A 17,052-nucleotide genomic window follows, 5' to 3' on the forward strand; every position below is an offset into this window, starting at 1 on the left:
GGAATAGTGAGTAGCGAGTAGATGCATTCCCTATTCGCTGCTCCCTATTCGCCATTCGCTCTCTACGCCGCCTTGCCGATGGACGCTGCCTCCGCAGCTGCCTGGCGCATGTTCTCCGACATCTCGCTGGTGACGGCGCTCTGCTCGCCGACGGCGTGCGCCGTCGATGAAACGTAGTCATTCACGCTCTCGATCGCGTTCTTGATGGCGCCGAGCGCGCCGACGACGTCGGACGAGATGCCGTTGAGATTACCGATCTCGCTGCCGATGCGATCGGTGGCCTGCTTGGCCTGCGTGGCCAGGTTCTTCACCTCGCCGGCGACGACGGCAAAGCCGCGCCCCGCCTCGCCGGCACGGGCCGATTCGATCGTCGCATTGAGCGCCAGGAGATTGATCTGGCCGGTGATGCTGCCGATCAGCTCGACGATGCTGCTCATGGCGCCGGCTGCCGAGGACAGGCGCTTGGCCTGCTGGTCCGCGTCTTCGACGCGCGATACCGCCGCCGTCGCCGTCTCCTTCGACTTCGCCATGGCATCGGCGATCTGCTGCACCGAGGAATTGAGCTGCTCGGCGCCGGCGGCGACGTGCTCCATCATGCCGCGCACCTTGTCGCCCTTCATGCGGCTGATCACCTGCGCAGTGACGTCGCTCGCGAATTTCACGATCTTGAACGGCTTGCCGTTGAGATCCTTGATCGGATTGTAGCTCGCTTGAATCCAGACCTGTCGTCCGTCCTTCCCGGCGCGCTCGAACTCGCCCATCTGGAATTCGCCACGGCCGAGCGCGGCCCAGAACTCGCGATACGCGGCGCTGTCGCCCATGCCCGCCGGCATGAACATGCGATGGTGCTGACCCTTGATCTCCGCCAGCGTGTAGCCGAGCGTGGCGAGGAAGTTCTCGTTGGCGTCGAGCACGATGCCGTTCAGGTCGAATTCGATCACCGCCTGGGACTTGCGGATCGCGGCGATCTGGCCGGCGAAATCGGCCGCAGCCAGCTTCTGCTGCGTCACGTCGGAGGCGTATTTGACGACCTTGAACGGCCGCCCCTCGTCATCGAGAATCGGGTTATAGGACGCGAGAATCCAGATCTCCCGGCCGCCCTTGCCGCAACGCTTGAACTCGCCCGAGCGAAATTCGCCGCGACTGAGGCTGGTCCAGAATTCCTTGTAGGCGGCGCTGTCGCGTTCGTCGGGCAGCACGAACATGCTGTGATGCCGGCCCTTGATCTCGGCCAGCGTGTAGCCCATCGCGCTCAGGAACTGATCGTTGGCATCGATGATGGTGCCGTCGAGATTGAACTCGATCACCGCCTGGGCGCGCCCGATCGCCGCGATGTTGCCGGCGTCCTCGATGCTGCGCATCTTCTGCTCGGTGATGTCGGTTGCGAACTTGATGATCTTGACCGGCTTGCCGCCGTCGATCACCGGATTGTAGCTCGCCTGGATCCAGACGGCGCGGTGGCCCTTGCCGAACCGCTTGTACTCCCCCGAACGAAACTTCCCGGCCCGCAGATCGGCCCAGAAGGTGCGGTACTCGGCACTGTCGCGCATCTCGGGCGCCACAAACATCGCGTGGTGCCGGCCCTGGATCTCGCTCAGCGAGTAGCCCATCGCGTCGAGGAAATTCTGGTTGGCGGTGATGATCGTGCCGTCGGTGTCGAACTCGATCACCGCTTGCGAGCGGTTGATCGCCGCGACCTGCGCCATCGCATCGCGCGATGCCGAACTGCCTGACCAGAATGACATGGAAATTCCTCTTCTCGGGACGGGGGCGGCCATCCGCCAACGGGCGGCGCGTCATCTCTCCCCCGAACGTGCCGAGCGGATAATTCCCACAGGCGCGGAAAGATTTGCTTAAATGGCATATAGTTCAGTAACTTAGCGTATCAGTAGTTGCGCCTTGATGCGTTTTTCCCGATGAGGATGTAAGAAGGCGTCAACTAACTTTATCACGGTACCACAATAGGTATTTGCGCTCTCTTCAATGCGAACCCGACCGGATGTTGATCCTCGCCATCGATACTGCCCTCGACCATTGCGCCGCTGCCGTGCTGGATACTGATTCGGCCTTGATGCGGGCGCAGGAGACACTCCCGATGAAGCGCGGCCACGCGGAGGCCCTGATGCCGCTGCTCGCGCGCGTGATGCAGCAATCCGGCGTCGGTTTCGCCGATCTCGACCGCATCGCGGTGACGACCGGCCCCGGGAGCTTCACGGGGTTGAGGGTCGGGCTCTCCGCCGCCCGCGGCATCGGATTGGCCGCCCACAAGCCGGTCGTCGGCGTGACCACACTGTCCGCCTACGCGGCGCCGATCGTCAGCGAGGACCGCGCCAACCCGGTGATCTCGGCGATCGATGCCCGGCACGACCATGTCTACTACCAAGTCGTGAGCGGCAACGGCGAGGAGCTGGTCGCGCCCCAGGTGGCTGCGCTGGACGACGTTCTGGCGGTCGCGCGGCTCGGCGCCCCACACCTCGTCGGCAACGCCGCGGCGCTGCTGGCCGAGCGGTGGCCGAAGGAATCAGCCGCGCCAGTTGCGGTCGACTCGCAAGACGGACCCGACATCGGCTGGGTCGCCTGGCTCGGCGCGGCCGCCGACCCAGTGCACGCGCCGGCGCGGCCATTCTATCTGCGCGCACCCGACGTCAAGCCGCCCGCCGGCGCAACGCGTCAACCGGTGCAGACGGCCATCTCGTCATGAACATGTTCTTCCGCTGGCTCGGCAGCCCCAAACCGTTGATCGAAGCGGCCTCGCTGCGCGACGCCGCCAGACTCGCCCAGATCCACGCCGCCTCGTTTCACCGCGGCTGGGGCGAAGGCGAGTTCGAGGCGATGCTGGCCGAGCGCAACACCATGATCCATCGGCTGCGGCTCGGGCGGAAGCTCATAGGCTTCATCGTCTCGCGGATCGGCGCGGACGAAGCGGAAATATTGTCAGTTGCACTTGACCCAAATCAGCGCGGCCGTGGATTTTCTCGTGATCTGTTGCTGCAGCATCTCGGGCACCTTGCGGGGCGCGGGGTCCGGACGGTCTTTCTCGAAGTGGAGGAAAACAACCAGCCGGCCCGCCGACTCTATGAACGCGCCGGATTTGCGACCGTGGGCCGTCGGGAACGCTATTACCTTCAGCCCGGCGGGGAACAGTTGAATGCGCTTCTGATGCGCCGGGACTTGTCGTAACCTGCGCTTGGTGGCAGAAAGCGCATCCTTGAGGCGAGACACGATGACCTCCTCCTTGAAAACTACGCCAGCGCTCAATTCCACCGGAATCGAGGCCCGCTGTGCCGCCACCGGCATGCGCATGACCGAGCAGCGCCGGGTCATTGCCCGCGTGCTCGCGGAAGCCTGCGACCATCCCGATGTCGAGGAGTTGTACCGGCGCTGCGTCGCCGTCGACGACAAGATCTCGATCTCCACGGTCTATCGCACCGTGAAGCTGTTCGAGGATGCCGGCATCATCGAGCGCCACGATTTCCGCGAGGGCCGCGCCCGCTACGAGCAGATGCGCGACAGCCATCATGATCATCTGATCAATCTGCGCGACGGCAAGGTGATCGAGTTCACCTCCGAGGAGATCGAGAAGCTGCAGGCCGAGATCGCCCGCAAGCTCGGCTACAAGCTGGTCGACCACCGGCTGGAGCTGTATTGCGTGCCGCTCGACGAAGAGACGAATGGCTGACGTAGCGCCGGCTTCGAACTTCGATCTCGTCATTTTCGATTGCGATGGCGTGCTGGTCGACAGTGAGGTGATCTCCTGTCAGACCCATGCCGACGTGCTCAGCCTGTGCGGCTATCCGATCACGACCGAGCAGGTGTTCGCGCGGTTCCTGGGCCGCTCCCTGAAGCAGGCGAAGGTCGAGGTCGAGGCCGAGCTCGGCCGCAGCCTGCCCGACGATTTCAACCCGAAACTGCAGGATCGCCTGTTCCGCGCCTTCGAGCAGGACCTCGCGGCCATCGACGGGATCACGGAGGCGCTCGACACCATCGGCGTGCCGGTCTGCGTCGCCTCCTCCGGATCGCACCAGCGCATGCGCGTCAGCCTTGGCGCCACCCGGCTCTACGATCGCCTCGCCCCGCACATCTTCTCATCCTCCCAGGTCGCCAACGGCAAGCCCGCGCCCGATCTATTCCTGTTCGCCGCAGCGCAGATGAAGGCGCGTCCCGCGGCCTGCGTGGTGGTCGAGGACAGTCTGGCCGGTATCCGGGGCGGTGTCGCCGCCGGCATGACGGTGCTCGGGTTTCATGGCGGCAGCCATTGCCGGCCTGGGCACGCCGACGACCTGCGCGCGGCCGGCGCCGCCGTGGTTTTCGACGACATGCGGCAGCTGCCGGCGATTCTGAGCCGGCTGTCCGAGAAAAAGCCCGCGGTCGCTGGATTTTCGGCCCCCTAGCCTATATCTGAGCGCGGCGCCGAATTGGCGCGCTTCCGACTGCATGCAAGGGTTCATGACGCCGCCGCGCAAGCTGCACATCAAGTCCTATGGCTGCCAGATGAATGTCTACGATGCCCAGCGCATGGTGGACACGCTGGGGCCCGAGGGCTTCGTCGAGACCGCCGAGGCTGGCGACGCCGATCTCGTGATCCTCAACACCTGCCACATCCGCGAGAAGGCCTCCGAGAAGGTCTATTCGGAGCTCGGGCGGCTGCGGGTCGCGAAGGAGGACGCCGCGCGGGCCGGCCGGACGATGCAGATCGCCGTGGCCGGCTGCGTGGCGCAGGCGGAAGGCGAGGAGATCATCGCCCGCGCCCCCACGGTCGACGTCGTGGTCGGGCCGCAGAGCTACCACCATCTGCCGCAGCTCCTGGCCCAGGCCCGGAGCGGCGAGCGCGCAATCGAGACGGAATTCCCGGCCCAGGACAAGTTCGGCTTCCTGGCGAAGCCAAGCCGCGAGGCCATCCGCGCCCGCGGCGTCTCGGCCTTCGTGACCGTGCAGGAAGGCTGCGACAAGTTCTGTACCTTCTGCGTGGTGCCGTATACTCGCGGCAGCGAGATGTCGCGCGCGGTGGCGCGCATCGTCGACGACGTGACGCAGCTCGCCGAGAACGGCGTTCGCGAGATCACCCTGATCGGACAGAACGTCAACGCCTATCACGGCGAGGGCGCTGACGGCCGGCCCTGGACGCTGGGCCGGCTGCTCTACAGGATTGCCGAGATTCCGGGCGTGGCGCGGATCCGCTACTCGACCAACCATCCCAACGACGTCGACGACAGCCTGATCGCGGCGCATCGCGATCTCGCAGCGGTGATGCCGTTCGTGCATCTGCCGGTTCAGTCGGGATCCGACCGCATCCTGAGCGCCATGAACCGCAAACACACGGCGACCGATTATCGCAAAGTCGTCGACCGTTTCCGCGCCGTCCGTGACAACATTGCATTCTCTTCGGATTTCATCGTCGGGTTCCCGGGCGAGACCGAGGAAGATTTTCGCGCCACCCTCGCCCTGATCGACCAAATCGGCTACGCTGCGGCCTATTCGTTCAAGTATTCGCCGCGTCCGGGAACTCCGGCAGCGGACATGCCGGAGATGGTGTCAGCGACCGAGATGGACGAGCGATTGGAGCGCCTCCAGAGCTTGATCGACAGCCAGCAAGCAGCCTTCAACAAGGCCGCGATCGGCCAGGTCGTCGACGTGTTGTTCGAGCGGCCAGCGCGCAGGCCCGGGCAGCTCGTCGGACGGACCGCGTATCTGCAGCCGGCTCACGTCATGGCGTCCGACGACATCATCGGCCAGGTTCTGCCGGTGCGGATCGACAGTCTCGAACGCTACAGCCTGCTCGGCGAGCTCGTCACGGCCGCGCCGGCAGTGATCTCCCCCACGCCCCTCGTGTCCATCGGAGGCTGAGCACTTGCCCAAGAGCGCATCGGATTCGTCTTCCCTCGCTCCCAGCCGCAAGTACGACCGCGACATGTCCATGCCCCCCGAGACCCAGGTCGTCATCGATTTCGACGACAACCGCGCCGCATCCGCCCTGGTCGGCCCCTACGGCCAGAACCTGGCGCTGGTCGAACGACGCCTCGGCGTCGTCGTCGATTCCCGCGGCAACCACATCACCATCGGCGGCACCCGCGACGGCTGCGATGCCGCGCGGCGCGTGCTCGAATCGCTCTATGCGCAGGCCGTCAAGGGCCAGGACCTGGCGCAGGGCGACGTCGAGGGCGCGATCCGCGCCGTGGTCGCGCAGGGCTCGCTGTTCGAGTTCGACGCCAAGAACGCCAAGAACGCGTTCGAGAGCATCAACCTGCGCAAGCGGCCGGTGCGCGCCCGCACCGCCGCGCAGGATTCCTATATCCGCGCGCTGAAGCGCCACGAGCTGGTGTTCGGCATCGGTCCGGCCGGCACCGGCAAGACCTGGCTCGCGGTCGCGCATGCAGCGCAGCTGTTCGAGCGGAAGGAAGTCGACCGCATCATCCTCTCACGCCCGGCTGTCGAAGCCGGCGAGCGGCTCGGCTTCCTGCCTGGTGACCTCCGCGAGAAGGTCGATCCCTATCTGCGCCCGATCTACGACGCGCTGTACGATCTGATGGATGCGCGCATCGTCGAGCGTGCGCTGCAGGCCGGCGAGATCGAGATCGCGCCGCTCGCCTTCATGCGCGGGCGCACCTTGACCAATGCCGCGATCATTCTCGACGAGGCGCAGAACACGACATCGATGCAGATGAAGATGTTTCTCACGCGCCTGGGCGAGAACAGCCGCATGATCATCACCGGCGATCCCTCGCAGGTCGATCTGCCGAACGGCCAGACGTCGGGCCTCGCCGAGGCCGCGCGGCTGCTCGACGGCGTCGACGGGATCGCGCAGGTCAGGTTCACCGGCGAGGACGTCATTCGCCACGAATTGGTGGCGCGTATCGTCGCCGCCTATGAGAGCCCAAAGGCGCGCTGACCCCGAGAGCAAGCTCGCCGATCGGCGCGTGATCCAAGCGCCATCCGCACAGAACGACCAGGATGCCACAAAGTCCCATTCCAACCACCGAGGTGATCGTCGCCGCCGACTGCTGGCAGGACCAGCCCGACGCCGAGGACGTCATACATCGCGCCATCGTCGCCGCCGCCGAGACGGTCGACGCGGACGTCGGCGACGCCGAGATCGCGGTGATGCTGACGGACGACGACGGCATCCGCACCCTGAACAGCAATTGGCGCGGCATCGACAAGCCGACCAACGTGCTGTCGTTTCCGGCGCTGCAGCCGACCGGCCCGCGTGGCGACGACGACGCGCCGCGCATGCTGGGCGACATTGCCATCGCCTACGAGACGCTGCGGCGCGAAGCCGACGAGGAGCAGAAGCCGTTCGACCAGCACCTCAGCCATCTCGCGGTGCACGGCTTCCTGCACCTGATCGGCTACGATCACGAGACCGACGACGAGGCCGAGGAGATGGAGGCGCTCGAGCGCGAGATCCTGGCCCATCTCGGCATCCCCGATCCCTATGCCGACCGGGAGCGGACGAATTGATCATGGCCGACTCCGAACCCATTCACGACAATCCGCGCAACACGCGCAATCTTCCGGCCGTGGTGCCGGCATCCGAGCTCGGCCGCTCGCCGAGCGAGAACTGGCTTTTTCGCGCGCTGCGCAATCTGTTCGGATGGAAGGGCGGCGGATCGGTGCGCGACGACCTGCAGGTCGTGCTCGACGCCTCGACACCCGACGACATCGGCTTCTCCGCGGTCGAGCGCACGCTCCTGCGCAACATCCTCGATCTGCACGAGCGGCGGATCGCCGACGTGATGGTACATCGCGCCGACATCGTCGCGGTCAGGCGCGACATCACGCTCGGCGAGCTGATGAGCCTGTTCGAGAGTGCCTCGCATTCACGGCTCGTGGTCTACAACGACACGCTCGACGATCCCGAGGGCATGGTCCACATCCGCGACCTGCTCGCCTTCACCACCGCACAGGCGCGCGTCTCGGACGAGGTCAAGGCGCGGCGCAAGAAGCCGCTGCCGGCCGGGCTCGACCTGAAGGCAGTCGACCTCTCGATGCCGCTGTTCGAGGCCAACATCATCCGCAAGCTGCTCTATGTGCCGCCATCGATGCGCGCGATCGATCTGCTGGCGCAGATGCAGGCCTCGCGCATCCATCTGGCGCTGGTGGTCGACGAATATGGCGGCACCGACGGACTGGTCTCGATCGAGGACATCGTCGAGCAGATCGTCGGCGAGATCGACGACGAGCACGACAGCGACGAGCCGCCGGCGATCGTGCGGCAGGCCGACAACGCCTTCATCGCGGACGCCCGCGCCAGCCTCGACGACGTCCGCCGGGTGATCGGCGAGGAGTTCGTGACGGGCGAGGCCGGCGAGGGCGTGGAGACGCTCGGCGGCTATCTCGTCAACCATGTCGGCCGGCTGCCGGTGCGCGGCGAACTGATCTCCGGCCCCGGCAATTTCGAGGTCGAGGTGCTCGATGCCGATCCGCGCCGGGTCAAGCGGCTGCGCATCGCGCCGCGCAAGGAACGCCCCACGCCCCGCCCGCCGCGCGAAAGCCGGCGTCGAGACGTTGCGCCGGAAGTGACCCCGCCGGACACGGACGTCCCGGCCGAGCCGCCGCCGGCAGAGGCCGGCCCTGCGCCGGTCCATGACGATAGCAGCCCGCCAAGGGGCGACGGAGCCAGCTCACAGTGATCCGCCCATCGACGATTCGCGGCCTCGCCATCGGCGTTGTCCTGGCCTGGGGCTGGAAGCGTGCGGCGATCGCGCTCGCTGCCGGCGCGCTCTCCTCGCTGGCGATGGCCCCGTTCAACGCCTGGCCGGTGCTCGCGATCACCTTCCCGGTGCTGGTCTGGCTGATCGACGGCGCCGCGGCGGGACGGCGGCGCGGCATCCCGGCTGCCGCGTTCACCGGCTTCTGCTTCGGCATGGGCTATTTCGTGCCCGGCCTGTACTGGATCGGCGACGCGTTCCTGGTCGATGCCGACACCTTCGCCTGGCTGATGCCGTTCGCCGTGCTGGGCCTGCCGGCCTATCTCGCGCTGTTTCCGGCTCTGGGCTTCGCGTTGGCCCGGTTGATCTGGACGCGTGATGCAACCCGCATCCTGGCGCTCGCCGTCTGCCTGACCGCGAGCGAATGGCTGCGCGGCCACGCGCTGACCGGCTTCCCCTGGGACACGTTCGGCTATGCCCTGTCGCGGCCGCTGGCGCTGGCGCAGGCCACCTCGCTGATCGGGATCTGGGGCATGACGCTCCTGACGATCGCGATCTTCGCCAGCCCAGCGGTGCTGATCGACGGCAAGACCTGGCGCGAGCGCTGGCGGGCTCCGGCCGCGGCGGCCGCCCTGCTCGTGATGATGGGCGTGTTCGGCGTCATCCGGCTCGGGCTGCATCCGACCGCCTTCGTCGCCGACCTCAAGCTGCGGATCATGCAGCCGAACCTGCAACAGGACGTGAAGTTCAACTATGGCGCCAAGGCCGACGTCATGCGCCGCTATCTGGCGCTGTCGGACCGCGCCTCCGGCCCGAACGCCACCGGTGTCCGGGACGCCAACGTCCTGATCTGGCCGGAATCGGCGTTCCCGTTCTTCCTGACCCGCGAGGCGGACGCGATGGGCCAGATCGCCGACCTGCTGTCGCCGGGCACGGTGCTGATCACCGGTTCGGTCCGCGCCCCCGACGGGCCTCGCAACACCCCCATCACCCGGGCCTATAATTCGATCTACGTGATCGATCACGACGGCACCGTGCTGTCGGTCTACGACAAGCTCCATCTCGTCCCATTCGGCGAGTTCCTGCCGTTCCAGAATCTGCTGGAGCGGATCGGGCTCGAGCAGCTCACGCGGGTGCAGGGCGGCTTCATCCCCGGCACCGTGCGACGCAACCTGGACGTGCCACACGCCCCGCGTGTACTTCCCTTGATCTGCTACGAGGCGATCTTTCCGAGTGACAGCGTGCCGAGCGAAGAACGACCGGGCTGGATCGTCAACCTGACGAACGATGGCTGGTTCGGCATTTCGACCGGTCCTCATCAGCATCTGCAGCAGGCGCAGTGGCGCGCGATCGAGCAAGGACTTCCATTAGTTCGATCTGCGAACACCGGCATCTCCGCGGTGATCGATCCCGTCGGCCGTATCGTTAAGCAATTGCCTCTCGGCGCAGAGGGCGTGCTGGATTCGGCGCTGCCTGTTGCGTTGCAGCCGACCGTCTATGCAAGGCTCGGCGACATTCCGGTTGCGATCCTGTTAGTGATCGCCCTGAGCACCGTCGTTCGCAGACGTGTTGCTCAAAAGCTTCCCTGACGACAGCAAGATCTCGATTCTTTCCGGGTCCGTAAGATTTTTTTTGACAAGCAAAACCCCAAGTGTTGACAGATAGCTGCTGCAATTCGCATTCTCGCGCGGCAGCATGAGCCGTCCAGTTCGTTGCTCGGCCGTCTTCGTTAGTACGACATGCGAACAGAAATTGACGGTGTGAGCGCCTGAGGCATACTGCGACCGCCTCGTTCCGAGGCCCATTCTAAGGAGTTGAGAGATGTCGACGAAAGCGCCCAACCCTGTTGACAAGCATGTCGGCAGCCGGGTGCGGATGCGCCGTATCATGTTGGGCATGAGCCAGGAAAAACTTGGTGAGGCTCTCGGACTCACGTTCCAGCAGATACAGAAGTACGAAAAAGGCACCAATCGAGTCGGCGCCAGCCGGATTCAGCAGATCTCGGAGGTTCTGCAGGTCCCGGTCTCCTTCCTGTTCGAAGGGGTCCCGAGTGGCGGGACCAACGGTGAAGCTTTCGGCGAAGGCGCTTCGCCCGCCTATGTGTCTGATTTCCTGGCGACCTCCGAAGGACTGGCGTTGACCCGCGCATTCACGCGGATCCACGATTCGAAGCTCCGTCGCAGCATCGTCGACCTGGTCGAGCAGATCGCTGATCGCGAAGCTCCGGAAGAAGGCTAGCTGATGCGCCGGCGCTGACATTCCTATCGTGATCACTCTCATAGGAATGTCAGCGCCCTCGGGGGGCCATCAGCGGGGCACGTTTGCGGACGACGCGCTGGGCACGCTTCATTCCGCAGACGAATGAGCCGATAGACAGGTTGGATCACGACCAATAGAGCGCGATGGCTCCCCTTCGGGAAAGGCTATCGCGCTCTAAATCTTTTTATGCACATGTGGCCTGGAACTCCGGCGTCCCGGCCGCCAACGCGCCAGCGCGCCCAACCGCCTGCTACCACTTCGTAACCATCGAGAACGATTTACAAAGCTCATGACAACCAGCAGCAGCAGCCCGTTCGATAGTCGCACAATTCTCGAAGGCATCCGCCAATGGGTCGAGATCGAGACCCCGACCGAGGCGCCTGATCAGGTCAACAAGCTGGCTTCCCTTGTCGCGGATGGTTATCGGGGGCTCGATGCCACGATCGAACGGATCGCCGGACGCGACGGCTGCGGCGACCACCTCGTCGCACGGTCGTCGTGGGGGCAGGACGAGCCGGGCATCCTGGTCCTGAGCCATCTCGACACGGTGCATCCGATCGGGTTCATCGCGCGGCTGCCGTTCTCGGTCGACGGCGACGTCGCGTACGGTCCGGGGATCTACGACATGAAGGGCGGCGCGTATCTCGCCTTCCACGCCTTTCGTCAACTCTGCGCAGGCGGTCAAAAATCGCCGCTCGGCATTACTCATTTGTTCGTCTCGGATGAAGAGATCGGCAGCCCGACCTCGCGCGCGCTGATCGAGGAGGAAGGCCGCAAGGCCAAATACGTCCTCGTCACCGAGCCCGCGCGTGACGGCGGCAAGATCGTGACCGGACGCAAGGGCGTGGCGCGGTTCGACGTGACGATCCGCGGCGTGCCCGCGCATGCCGGCGCGCGTCCACAGGATGGACGCAGTGCGATCCGCGAACTCGCCAACGTCATTCACGCCCTCGAGGCGCTCAACGACCCCGCCCGCGGCATCACCGTGAATGTCGGCGTCGTGCGCGGCGGAACACGTCCGAACGTGATCGCCGAGGAAGCTTATGCCGAGGTCGACGCACGGCTGCCGACGCCTGCCGATGCCGAGGAAATCCTGCCCAAGATCCTGGGGCTGACCTCGCGCAGCGATGGCGTCACGGTCGAAGTGAGCGGCGAGGTGAACCGGCCGCCTTACGTCAAGGGCAACGCCGGCGCCGCCCTGTTCGAGCATGCGAAATCGCTCGCCGACGAAATCGGCTTCGAGCTGATCGACACCTATACCGGCGGCGGTTCCGACGGCAATTTCACCGCACCGTTCACGGCGACGCTCGATGGGCTCGGCGTCGATGGCAAGGGCGCGCATACGCATTACGAGCAGATGTACATCTCCTCGATCGAGCCGCGGACAAGGCTGCTCTACCGCCTCTATGAAACGCTGCGATGAGCACCGCAATCAACATGCCCGTCGACGACGACAATCACACCGACACCGCGGCCCTGCATGGTCAGGGCTCGTTCTTCGGCCGGCGCAAGGGCCACAAGCTGCGGGCGCATCAGGCCGACCTGGTCGGCAACCTGCTGCCGCATCTCGCGCTCGATCTCGCCGCTCCCGCGGATGCCGTGCTGCCTTCGCTGTACGATCCGCCGGTCGACGCGCTGCGGCTGGAGATCGGGTTTGGCGGCGGCGAGCATCTTGCCGCCGAAGCAAAGGCGTTTCCGACCACCGGCTTCATCGGCTGTGAGCCCTATGTCAACGGCATGGCCAAGATCCTGTCGGCGATCGAGGCCGACAACATCGGCAATATCAGGCTGCTGGCCGGCGACGCCGCCGAACTGCTGGCCTGGCTGCCGCCGCGATCGCTGCAGCGGATCGACCTGATCCATCCCGATCCCTGGCCGAAGCGGCGGCACTGGAAGCGGCGTTTCGTGCAGGATGCGACGATCGCCGCGATGGCGCGCGTCCTGAGGCCCGGCGGCGAGTTCCGCTTCGTCAGCGACATCGCCGACTATTGCGCCTGGACGCTGTGGCATCTGCTCCGGTCGCCCGAGTTCGCCTGGACGGCCGAGCGCGCCGACGACTGGCGTCTGCCCTGGCCGGGCTACACCATGACGCGCTACGGACGGAAGGCGACGCGCGAAGGCCGCGTCGCCAACTACCTGATCTTCCGCCGGCGCTGACCACTGCGCCGTGGGCGTCATTCAATGCCGTGTCTTCCAGAACGCGACGACCCGCTCGGCGGTCGATGGCAGCAGGCGCGCGTAGTTGACCCTGATCGCATCGATATCGCGCTGCGCCGGCACGCGTTTCGGTCCGAGGCGCAGCAGGATCAGTGCGTGCACGGTGCGCCAATCGAGCCCGATCATGCGCCCCAGGATCAGAAGCGGATCGTGACGATCGCCCGACATGAGCCGGTCGAGCGTCGCGATCTTCAATCCCGTCATTGCGGCGAGCGCCGCGATGACCTCCTCGTATTTGTGCTCGGATGCGAAGCCGAACAGCGCCGACTGGTCCAAGGCACCGGCTTCATACAGCGACAGGATGGTCCGCTGCGCCGGCACGAAATTGCGCGTGCTGTCTGTTGCCTGTGCCGCATCGGCGAGCTCGGCGAGGGCCTGCTTGATCCTCGCCTGCTTGTCCGGCGGCACCACATCGAACAGCCGCCGCCTGACGACATCGAGCGCACCGGCCAGCAATTGTCGCAGATGATCGTCGGAAACATCGTCGCGCCGGCCGACCGTGAGCGTCAACACGCCGTCTGAACTCGCGCGGTGGATCAGCGCGGCATAGCCGCGCGGGGAAAACGCGGCGCCATCATTGGCAGCGGTCCGCCGCACCACGTCGCGATCACCACGGCGCACCAGCACATCGGTCATATCGGCCGACAGGCGCGTCCGCTCTGCCATCGCGAGCAGATGTCCCTGGCTCTTGTCGCGCGCAATGGCGATGAGCACGGGATCGTCGAGCACGAGCGAACGGCGCAACAGCGGACCCGCCACCGCAACCTCGTCGTCGCGCGCCAGCCGGCTGACGACGGCACGGGGCGCCCTGAGGAGCCGCGACAACCGCTCCGCCAGATCGATCCGCGTCGGCAGATCCGCGAACGGGACCAGATCGGTCAGGAGACCGTCGAACAGATTGATGTGCTCGGGACGCAGCTTCGTCGCATCCTCGAAGAACAGGTCGGCGATGCGGCGCGTGGCCTCGAGGCCGCGTTCAGCATTGCCCTGCCTGACGATCCGGCCGAGGCCGGGGATCAGCGCGGTTGCCGGGGTCATGACGTCTACTCGATACGCAACACGACACGTTTCCGTGCGCTCCGCTCCGTGCGGCACGACTACGGAGGCGAAAAGCGCGAACTCAGCTCATTTTTAAGCGATCTTGGTGAATGGAGGGTTAGACCCCGCGGCATTCGGCCGTTCCCGGTCGGGGAAAACGATCCGATCCGCACTCCTGGCGCGGAGCAGATTCCCAGTTCCAGGCGCCGTTTGAGCCGACACGACCCTTGCCGTCAGGCGGCAAAGCGGCTATATGAGCGCCATCAAACATCATCTCATATACGATCGCGTAGTGAGGGTGGGCCCTTCCGGACCCGCTCTTTTTTGTTACCTGGATCGCTCCGCCACGGGCGGGATCGGTCCGGTGAGCGCGATCGAACAGGCCCGACGGCCCAACCAAGCAAGACACGCGATCGACGCCTCGATGACGGAACCTACGTTCGCAACCGCTGACACCGACCTCCTGACCGAGCCCCGTCTCGTCGTTGAGCCGGGCGTCGCGGCGCGCGTCGCGGCGGTGGCTGACCCCGTGCTGCAGGGAATGGGGTACCGTCTGGTGCGGATCCGCATCTCCGGCGAGGCCGGCTGCACCGTCCAGGTGATGGCCGAGCGCCCCGACGGCACGATGCAGATCGAGGATTGCGAGGCGGTGTCGCGGGCGCTGTCGCCGGTGCTGGATATCGCCGACCCGATCGACCGTGCCTACCGGCTCGAGATCTCCTCGCCGGGGATCGACCGGCCGCTGGTCCGCCGCTCCGATTTCGAGCGCCATATCGGGCATCTCGTGAAGATCGAGATGGCGGTGGCGCATCAGAACCGCAAACGCTTCCGCGGCATCATCAAGGGCGTCGAAGGTGATGGCGTCCGCATCACCCGCGACGACGTCGCCAAGGACCAGGATGCCGATGTCGTGCTGCCGATGACCGACATCGGCGACGCCAAGATGGTGCTGACCGACGAGCTGATCGCCGAATCCATGCGCCGCGGCAAGGCCGCCGAGCGTGAGAAGAAGCGCGAGCTTGGCATCGCACCGCCGCTGGCGCCGCACGCCAAGCCGGCGGCCCAGGCCAAGCCGAAGTTGAAAGACAAGCAGCCGGCCAAGAAGCCGCTGCCGACCAACACCAAGAAACATCGCCTCGCTGCCGACCGCGCGCGCAGGGGCGAGATCGATCCTGATTAGAGGAGACTTGAGCCATGGCCGTCAGCGCCAACCGGTTGGAACTGCTGCAGATCGCCGACGCCGTCGCGCGCGAGAAGTCGATCGACCGCGGCATCGTGATCGCCGCGATGGAAGACGCGATCGCCAAGGCCGCCCGCGCCCGCTACGGCAGCGAGACCGACGTTCATGCCGAGATCGATCCGAAGAAGGGTGAGCTGCGGCTGTCGCGCCACATGCTGGTGGTCGAGAAGGTCGAGAACCCCTCCAACCAGATCTCGCTGGATGATGCGCGCCGCGCCAACCCGGGCGCCCAGATCGGCGACACCATCGCGGACACCCTGCCGCCGCTGGAATATGGCCGCATCGCCGCGCAATCGGCCAAGCAGGTCATCGTGCAGAAGGTGCGCGAGGCGGAGCGCGACCGGCAGTACCAGGAGTTCAAGGACCGCATCGGCGACATCGTCAACGGCGTCGTCAAGCGCGTCGAGTATGGCAGCGTGATCCTCGACCTCGGCCGCGGCGAGGCCATCATCCGCCGTGACGAGATGCTGCCGCGCGAGGTCTTCCGCAACGGCGACCGCGTCCGCGCCTATGTGTTCGACGTGCGCCGCGAGACCCGGGGACCGCAGATCTTCCTGTCGCGCACCCATCCGCAGTTCATGGCCAAGCTGTTCGCGCAGGAGGTACCGGAGATCTATGACGGCATCGTCGAGATCAAGGCGGTCGCTCGCGACCCCGGCTCGCGCGCCAAGATCGGCGTTGTCTCCCGCGACTCCTCGGTCGACCCCGTCGGCGCCTGCGTCGGCATGCGCGGCTCGCGCGTGCAGGCCGTGGTGAACGAGCTGCAGGGCGAGAAGATCGACATCATCCCGTGGTCGCCGGATATCGCGACCTTCGTGGTCAACGCGCTGGCGCCGGCCGAAGTCGCCAAGGTCGTCATCGACGAGGACCGCGAGCGCATCGAGGTGGTCGTCCCCGACACCAACAACCAGCTCTCGCTCGCGATCGGCCGCCGCGGCCAGAACGTCCGGCTCGCCTCGCAGCTGACCGGCTGGGACATCGACATCCTGACCGAGCAGGAGGAATCGGAGCGCCGCCAGGCCGACTTCGAGAATTCCACCCGCGTGTTCATGGAATCGCTGAACGTCGACGAGGTCGTCGGCCAGTTGCTGGCGTCCGAAGGCTTCACCTCGGTCGAGGAGCTCGCTTTGGTCGACCTCAAGGATCTCGCCGGCATCGAGGGCTTCGACGAGGAGACCGCGACCGAGCTGCAGACCCGCGCCCGCGAATTCCTCGAGCAGCAGGAAGCCGAGCTCGAGGCCAGGCGCAAGGAGCTCGGCGTCGAGGACGCGGTGAAGGACGTGCCCGGCGTCACCACCAAGATGCTGGTCAAGTTCGGCGAGAACGACATCAAGACGGTCGAGGACCTCGCGGGCTGCGCCACCGACGATCTGGTCGGCTGGACCGAGCGCAAGGAGGGGGGCGAAGCCACCAAATTCCCCGGTTTCCTCGACGGTCTCGATGTCTCCCGCGATGACGCCGAAGCCATGGTCATGCAGGCCCGCGTCAAGGCCGGCTGGATCAGTGAGGCTGACCTCGCCAAGGCCGAAGCCGAGCCCGAGAATGAGGACGAAACGACCGAAGGACAGCCCGCCTGACCCGTTTGGATCGCCCCATGGACACCGCAATGACCCCCACCCTGACCCAGCTCGCTTGAGATGAGGAGCCGCA

Annotated in this window: 16 protein-coding genes; 14 read left to right on the forward strand and 2 right to left on the reverse strand. The window is 65.9% G+C overall.

The genetic code is table 11. The features are described 5' to 3' along the window. Nucleotides 1-62: 62 nt before the first annotated feature. Nucleotides 63-1,745, reverse strand: a complete 1,683-nt coding sequence (locus tag ACQR1X_RS12485) for a methyl-accepting chemotaxis protein (protein ID WP_434898941.1) — start codon at nt 1,743-1,745, stop codon at nt 63-65. Between the two features lie 254 nt (nt 1,746-1,999). Here ACQR1X_RS12485 and tsaB point away from each other — a divergent pair, with 254 nt between their 5' ends. The 12 genes from tsaB (at nt 2,000) to ACQR1X_RS12545 (ending at nt 13,064) form a co-directional block, all read left to right on the forward strand. Then, nucleotides 2,000-2,701: a tRNA (adenosine(37)-N6)-threonylcarbamoyltransferase complex dimerization subunit type 1 TsaB gene (tsaB, locus tag ACQR1X_RS12490; protein ID WP_315803919.1), complete on the forward strand. Its 702-nt coding sequence runs from the start codon at nt 2,000-2,002 to the stop codon at nt 2,699-2,701. After that, a complete protein-coding gene (gene rimI, locus ACQR1X_RS12495; protein ID WP_315803920.1) occupies nt 2,698-3,180 on the forward strand; it encodes a ribosomal protein S18-alanine N-acetyltransferase in 483 nt (160 codons plus the stop codon). The genes tsaB and rimI overlap by 4 nt, the downstream gene beginning before the upstream one ends. Nucleotides 3,181-3,223: 43 nt before the next feature. Further along, complete coding sequence (locus ACQR1X_RS12500) at nt 3,224-3,679, forward strand: Fur family transcriptional regulator (RefSeq protein WP_315803921.1); 456 nt, start codon at nt 3,224-3,226, stop codon at nt 3,677-3,679. After that, the gene (locus ACQR1X_RS12505) at nt 3,672-4,391 is read left to right on the forward strand and encodes an HAD family hydrolase (protein ID WP_434898942.1); all 720 of its coding nucleotides are present in this window, start codon (nt 3,672-3,674) and stop codon (nt 4,389-4,391) included. The genes ACQR1X_RS12500 and ACQR1X_RS12505 overlap by 8 nt, the downstream gene beginning before the upstream one ends. Nucleotides 4,392-4,446: 55 nt before the next feature. Then, nucleotides 4,447-5,844: a tRNA (N6-isopentenyl adenosine(37)-C2)-methylthiotransferase MiaB gene (gene miaB, locus ACQR1X_RS12510; RefSeq protein WP_434898943.1), complete on the forward strand. Its 1,398-nt coding sequence runs from the start codon at nt 4,447-4,449 to the stop codon at nt 5,842-5,844. Nucleotides 5,845-5,908: 64 nt separating this feature from the next. Continuing rightward, nucleotides 5,909-6,886 carry a PhoH family protein gene (locus ACQR1X_RS12515; protein ID WP_316215359.1) on the forward strand — a complete coding sequence of 326 codons (978 nt, stop codon included), beginning with the start codon at nt 5,909-5,911 and terminating at the stop codon, nt 6,884-6,886. Nucleotides 6,887-6,948: 62 nt separating this feature from the next. Next, nucleotides 6,949-7,458: an rRNA maturation RNase YbeY gene (gene ybeY / locus ACQR1X_RS12520; RefSeq protein WP_315803925.1), complete on the forward strand. Its 510-nt coding sequence runs from the start codon at nt 6,949-6,951 to the stop codon at nt 7,456-7,458. Nucleotides 7,459-7,460: 2 nt separating this feature from the next. Next, complete coding sequence (locus ACQR1X_RS12525) at nt 7,461-8,630, forward strand: hemolysin family protein (protein WP_315803926.1); 1,170 nt, start codon at nt 7,461-7,463, stop codon at nt 8,628-8,630. Further along, nucleotides 8,627-10,237 (forward strand): apolipoprotein N-acyltransferase, encoded by a 1,611-nt coding sequence (gene lnt / locus ACQR1X_RS12530; RefSeq protein ID WP_434898944.1) that lies wholly within the window; start codon nt 8,627-8,629, stop codon nt 10,235-10,237. Before ACQR1X_RS12525 ends, lnt begins: the two co-directional genes overlap by 4 nt. Before the next feature lie 232 nt (nt 10,238-10,469). Continuing rightward, nucleotides 10,470-10,886: a helix-turn-helix domain-containing protein gene (locus ACQR1X_RS12535; protein ID WP_006615449.1), complete on the forward strand. Its 417-nt coding sequence runs from the start codon at nt 10,470-10,472 to the stop codon at nt 10,884-10,886. A 310-nt stretch (nt 10,887-11,196) separates the two neighbouring features. Beyond that, nucleotides 11,197-12,330, forward strand: coding sequence for a M20 family metallopeptidase (locus tag ACQR1X_RS12540; RefSeq protein WP_316179044.1), 1,134 nt, complete (start codon nt 11,197-11,199; stop codon nt 12,328-12,330). Then, nucleotides 12,327-13,064, forward strand: coding sequence for a tRNA (guanine(46)-N(7))-methyltransferase TrmB (locus ACQR1X_RS12545; RefSeq protein WP_434898945.1), 738 nt, complete (start codon nt 12,327-12,329; stop codon nt 13,062-13,064). Before ACQR1X_RS12540 ends, ACQR1X_RS12545 begins: the two co-directional genes overlap by 4 nt. Before the next feature lie 21 nt (nt 13,065-13,085). On the opposite strand, the gene ACQR1X_RS12550 is transcribed toward ACQR1X_RS12545, so the two are convergent. Continuing rightward, on the reverse strand, nt 13,086-14,162 hold the full coding sequence (locus ACQR1X_RS12550) for a DUF2336 domain-containing protein (RefSeq protein WP_434898946.1): 1,077 nt from the start codon (nt 14,160-14,162) through the stop codon (nt 13,086-13,088). A 424-nt stretch (nt 14,163-14,586) separates the two neighbouring features. Here ACQR1X_RS12550 and rimP point away from each other — a divergent pair, with 424 nt between their 5' ends. Together rimP and nusA are read left to right on the forward strand one after the other, a co-directional pair. Continuing rightward, nucleotides 14,587-15,342, forward strand: a complete 756-nt coding sequence (rimP, locus tag ACQR1X_RS12555) for a ribosome maturation factor RimP (RefSeq protein ID WP_434898947.1) — start codon at nt 14,587-14,589, stop codon at nt 15,340-15,342. 14 nt (nt 15,343-15,356) lie between these two features. Further along, entirely contained in the window at nt 15,357-16,979 is a 1,623-nt protein-coding gene (gene nusA, locus ACQR1X_RS12560) for a transcription termination factor NusA (RefSeq protein ID WP_316179038.1), read from the forward strand. The last annotated feature ends 73 nt before the right edge of the window (nt 16,980-17,052 follow it).

The sequence above is a fragment of the Bradyrhizobium sp. HKCCYLRH3073 genome (assembly GCF_051167995.1).
GTDB lineage: Bacteria > Pseudomonadota > Alphaproteobacteria > Rhizobiales > Xanthobacteraceae > Bradyrhizobium.

Excerpts from the sequence above, each read along its gene's own strand:
- ACQR1X_RS12485 (WP_434898941.1), bottom strand. The coding sequence starts at position 1,745 with ATGTCATTCTGGTCAGGCAGTTCGGCATCGCGCGATGCGATGGCGCAG.
- tsaB (WP_315803919.1), top strand. The coding sequence starts at position 2,000 with ATGTTGATCCTCGCCATCGATACTGCCCTCGACCATTGCGCCGCTGCC.
- rimI (WP_315803920.1), top strand. The coding sequence starts at position 2,698 with ATGAACATGTTCTTCCGCTGGCTCGGCAGCCCCAAACCGTTGATCGAA.
- ACQR1X_RS12500 (WP_315803921.1), top strand. The coding sequence starts at position 3,224 with ATGACCTCCTCCTTGAAAACTACGCCAGCGCTCAATTCCACCGGAATC.
- ACQR1X_RS12505 (WP_434898942.1), top strand. The coding sequence starts at position 3,672 with ATGGCTGACGTAGCGCCGGCTTCGAACTTCGATCTCGTCATTTTCGAT.
- miaB (WP_434898943.1), top strand. The coding sequence starts at position 4,447 with ATGACGCCGCCGCGCAAGCTGCACATCAAGTCCTATGGCTGCCAGATG.
- ACQR1X_RS12515 (WP_316215359.1), top strand. The coding sequence starts at position 5,909 with ATGTCCATGCCCCCCGAGACCCAGGTCGTCATCGATTTCGACGACAAC.
- ybeY (WP_315803925.1), top strand. The coding sequence starts at position 6,949 with ATGCCACAAAGTCCCATTCCAACCACCGAGGTGATCGTCGCCGCCGAC.
- ACQR1X_RS12525 (WP_315803926.1), top strand. The coding sequence starts at position 7,461 with ATGGCCGACTCCGAACCCATTCACGACAATCCGCGCAACACGCGCAAT.
- ACQR1X_RS12535 (WP_006615449.1), top strand. The coding sequence starts at position 10,470 with ATGTCGACGAAAGCGCCCAACCCTGTTGACAAGCATGTCGGCAGCCGG.
- ACQR1X_RS12540 (WP_316179044.1), top strand. The coding sequence starts at position 11,197 with ATGACAACCAGCAGCAGCAGCCCGTTCGATAGTCGCACAATTCTCGAA.
- ACQR1X_RS12545 (WP_434898945.1), top strand. The coding sequence starts at position 12,327 with ATGAGCACCGCAATCAACATGCCCGTCGACGACGACAATCACACCGAC.
- ACQR1X_RS12550 (WP_434898946.1), bottom strand. The coding sequence starts at position 14,162 with ATGACCCCGGCAACCGCGCTGATCCCCGGCCTCGGCCGGATCGTCAGG.
- rimP (WP_434898947.1), top strand. The coding sequence starts at position 14,587 with ATGACGGAACCTACGTTCGCAACCGCTGACACCGACCTCCTGACCGAG.
- nusA (WP_316179038.1), top strand. The coding sequence starts at position 15,357 with ATGGCCGTCAGCGCCAACCGGTTGGAACTGCTGCAGATCGCCGACGCC.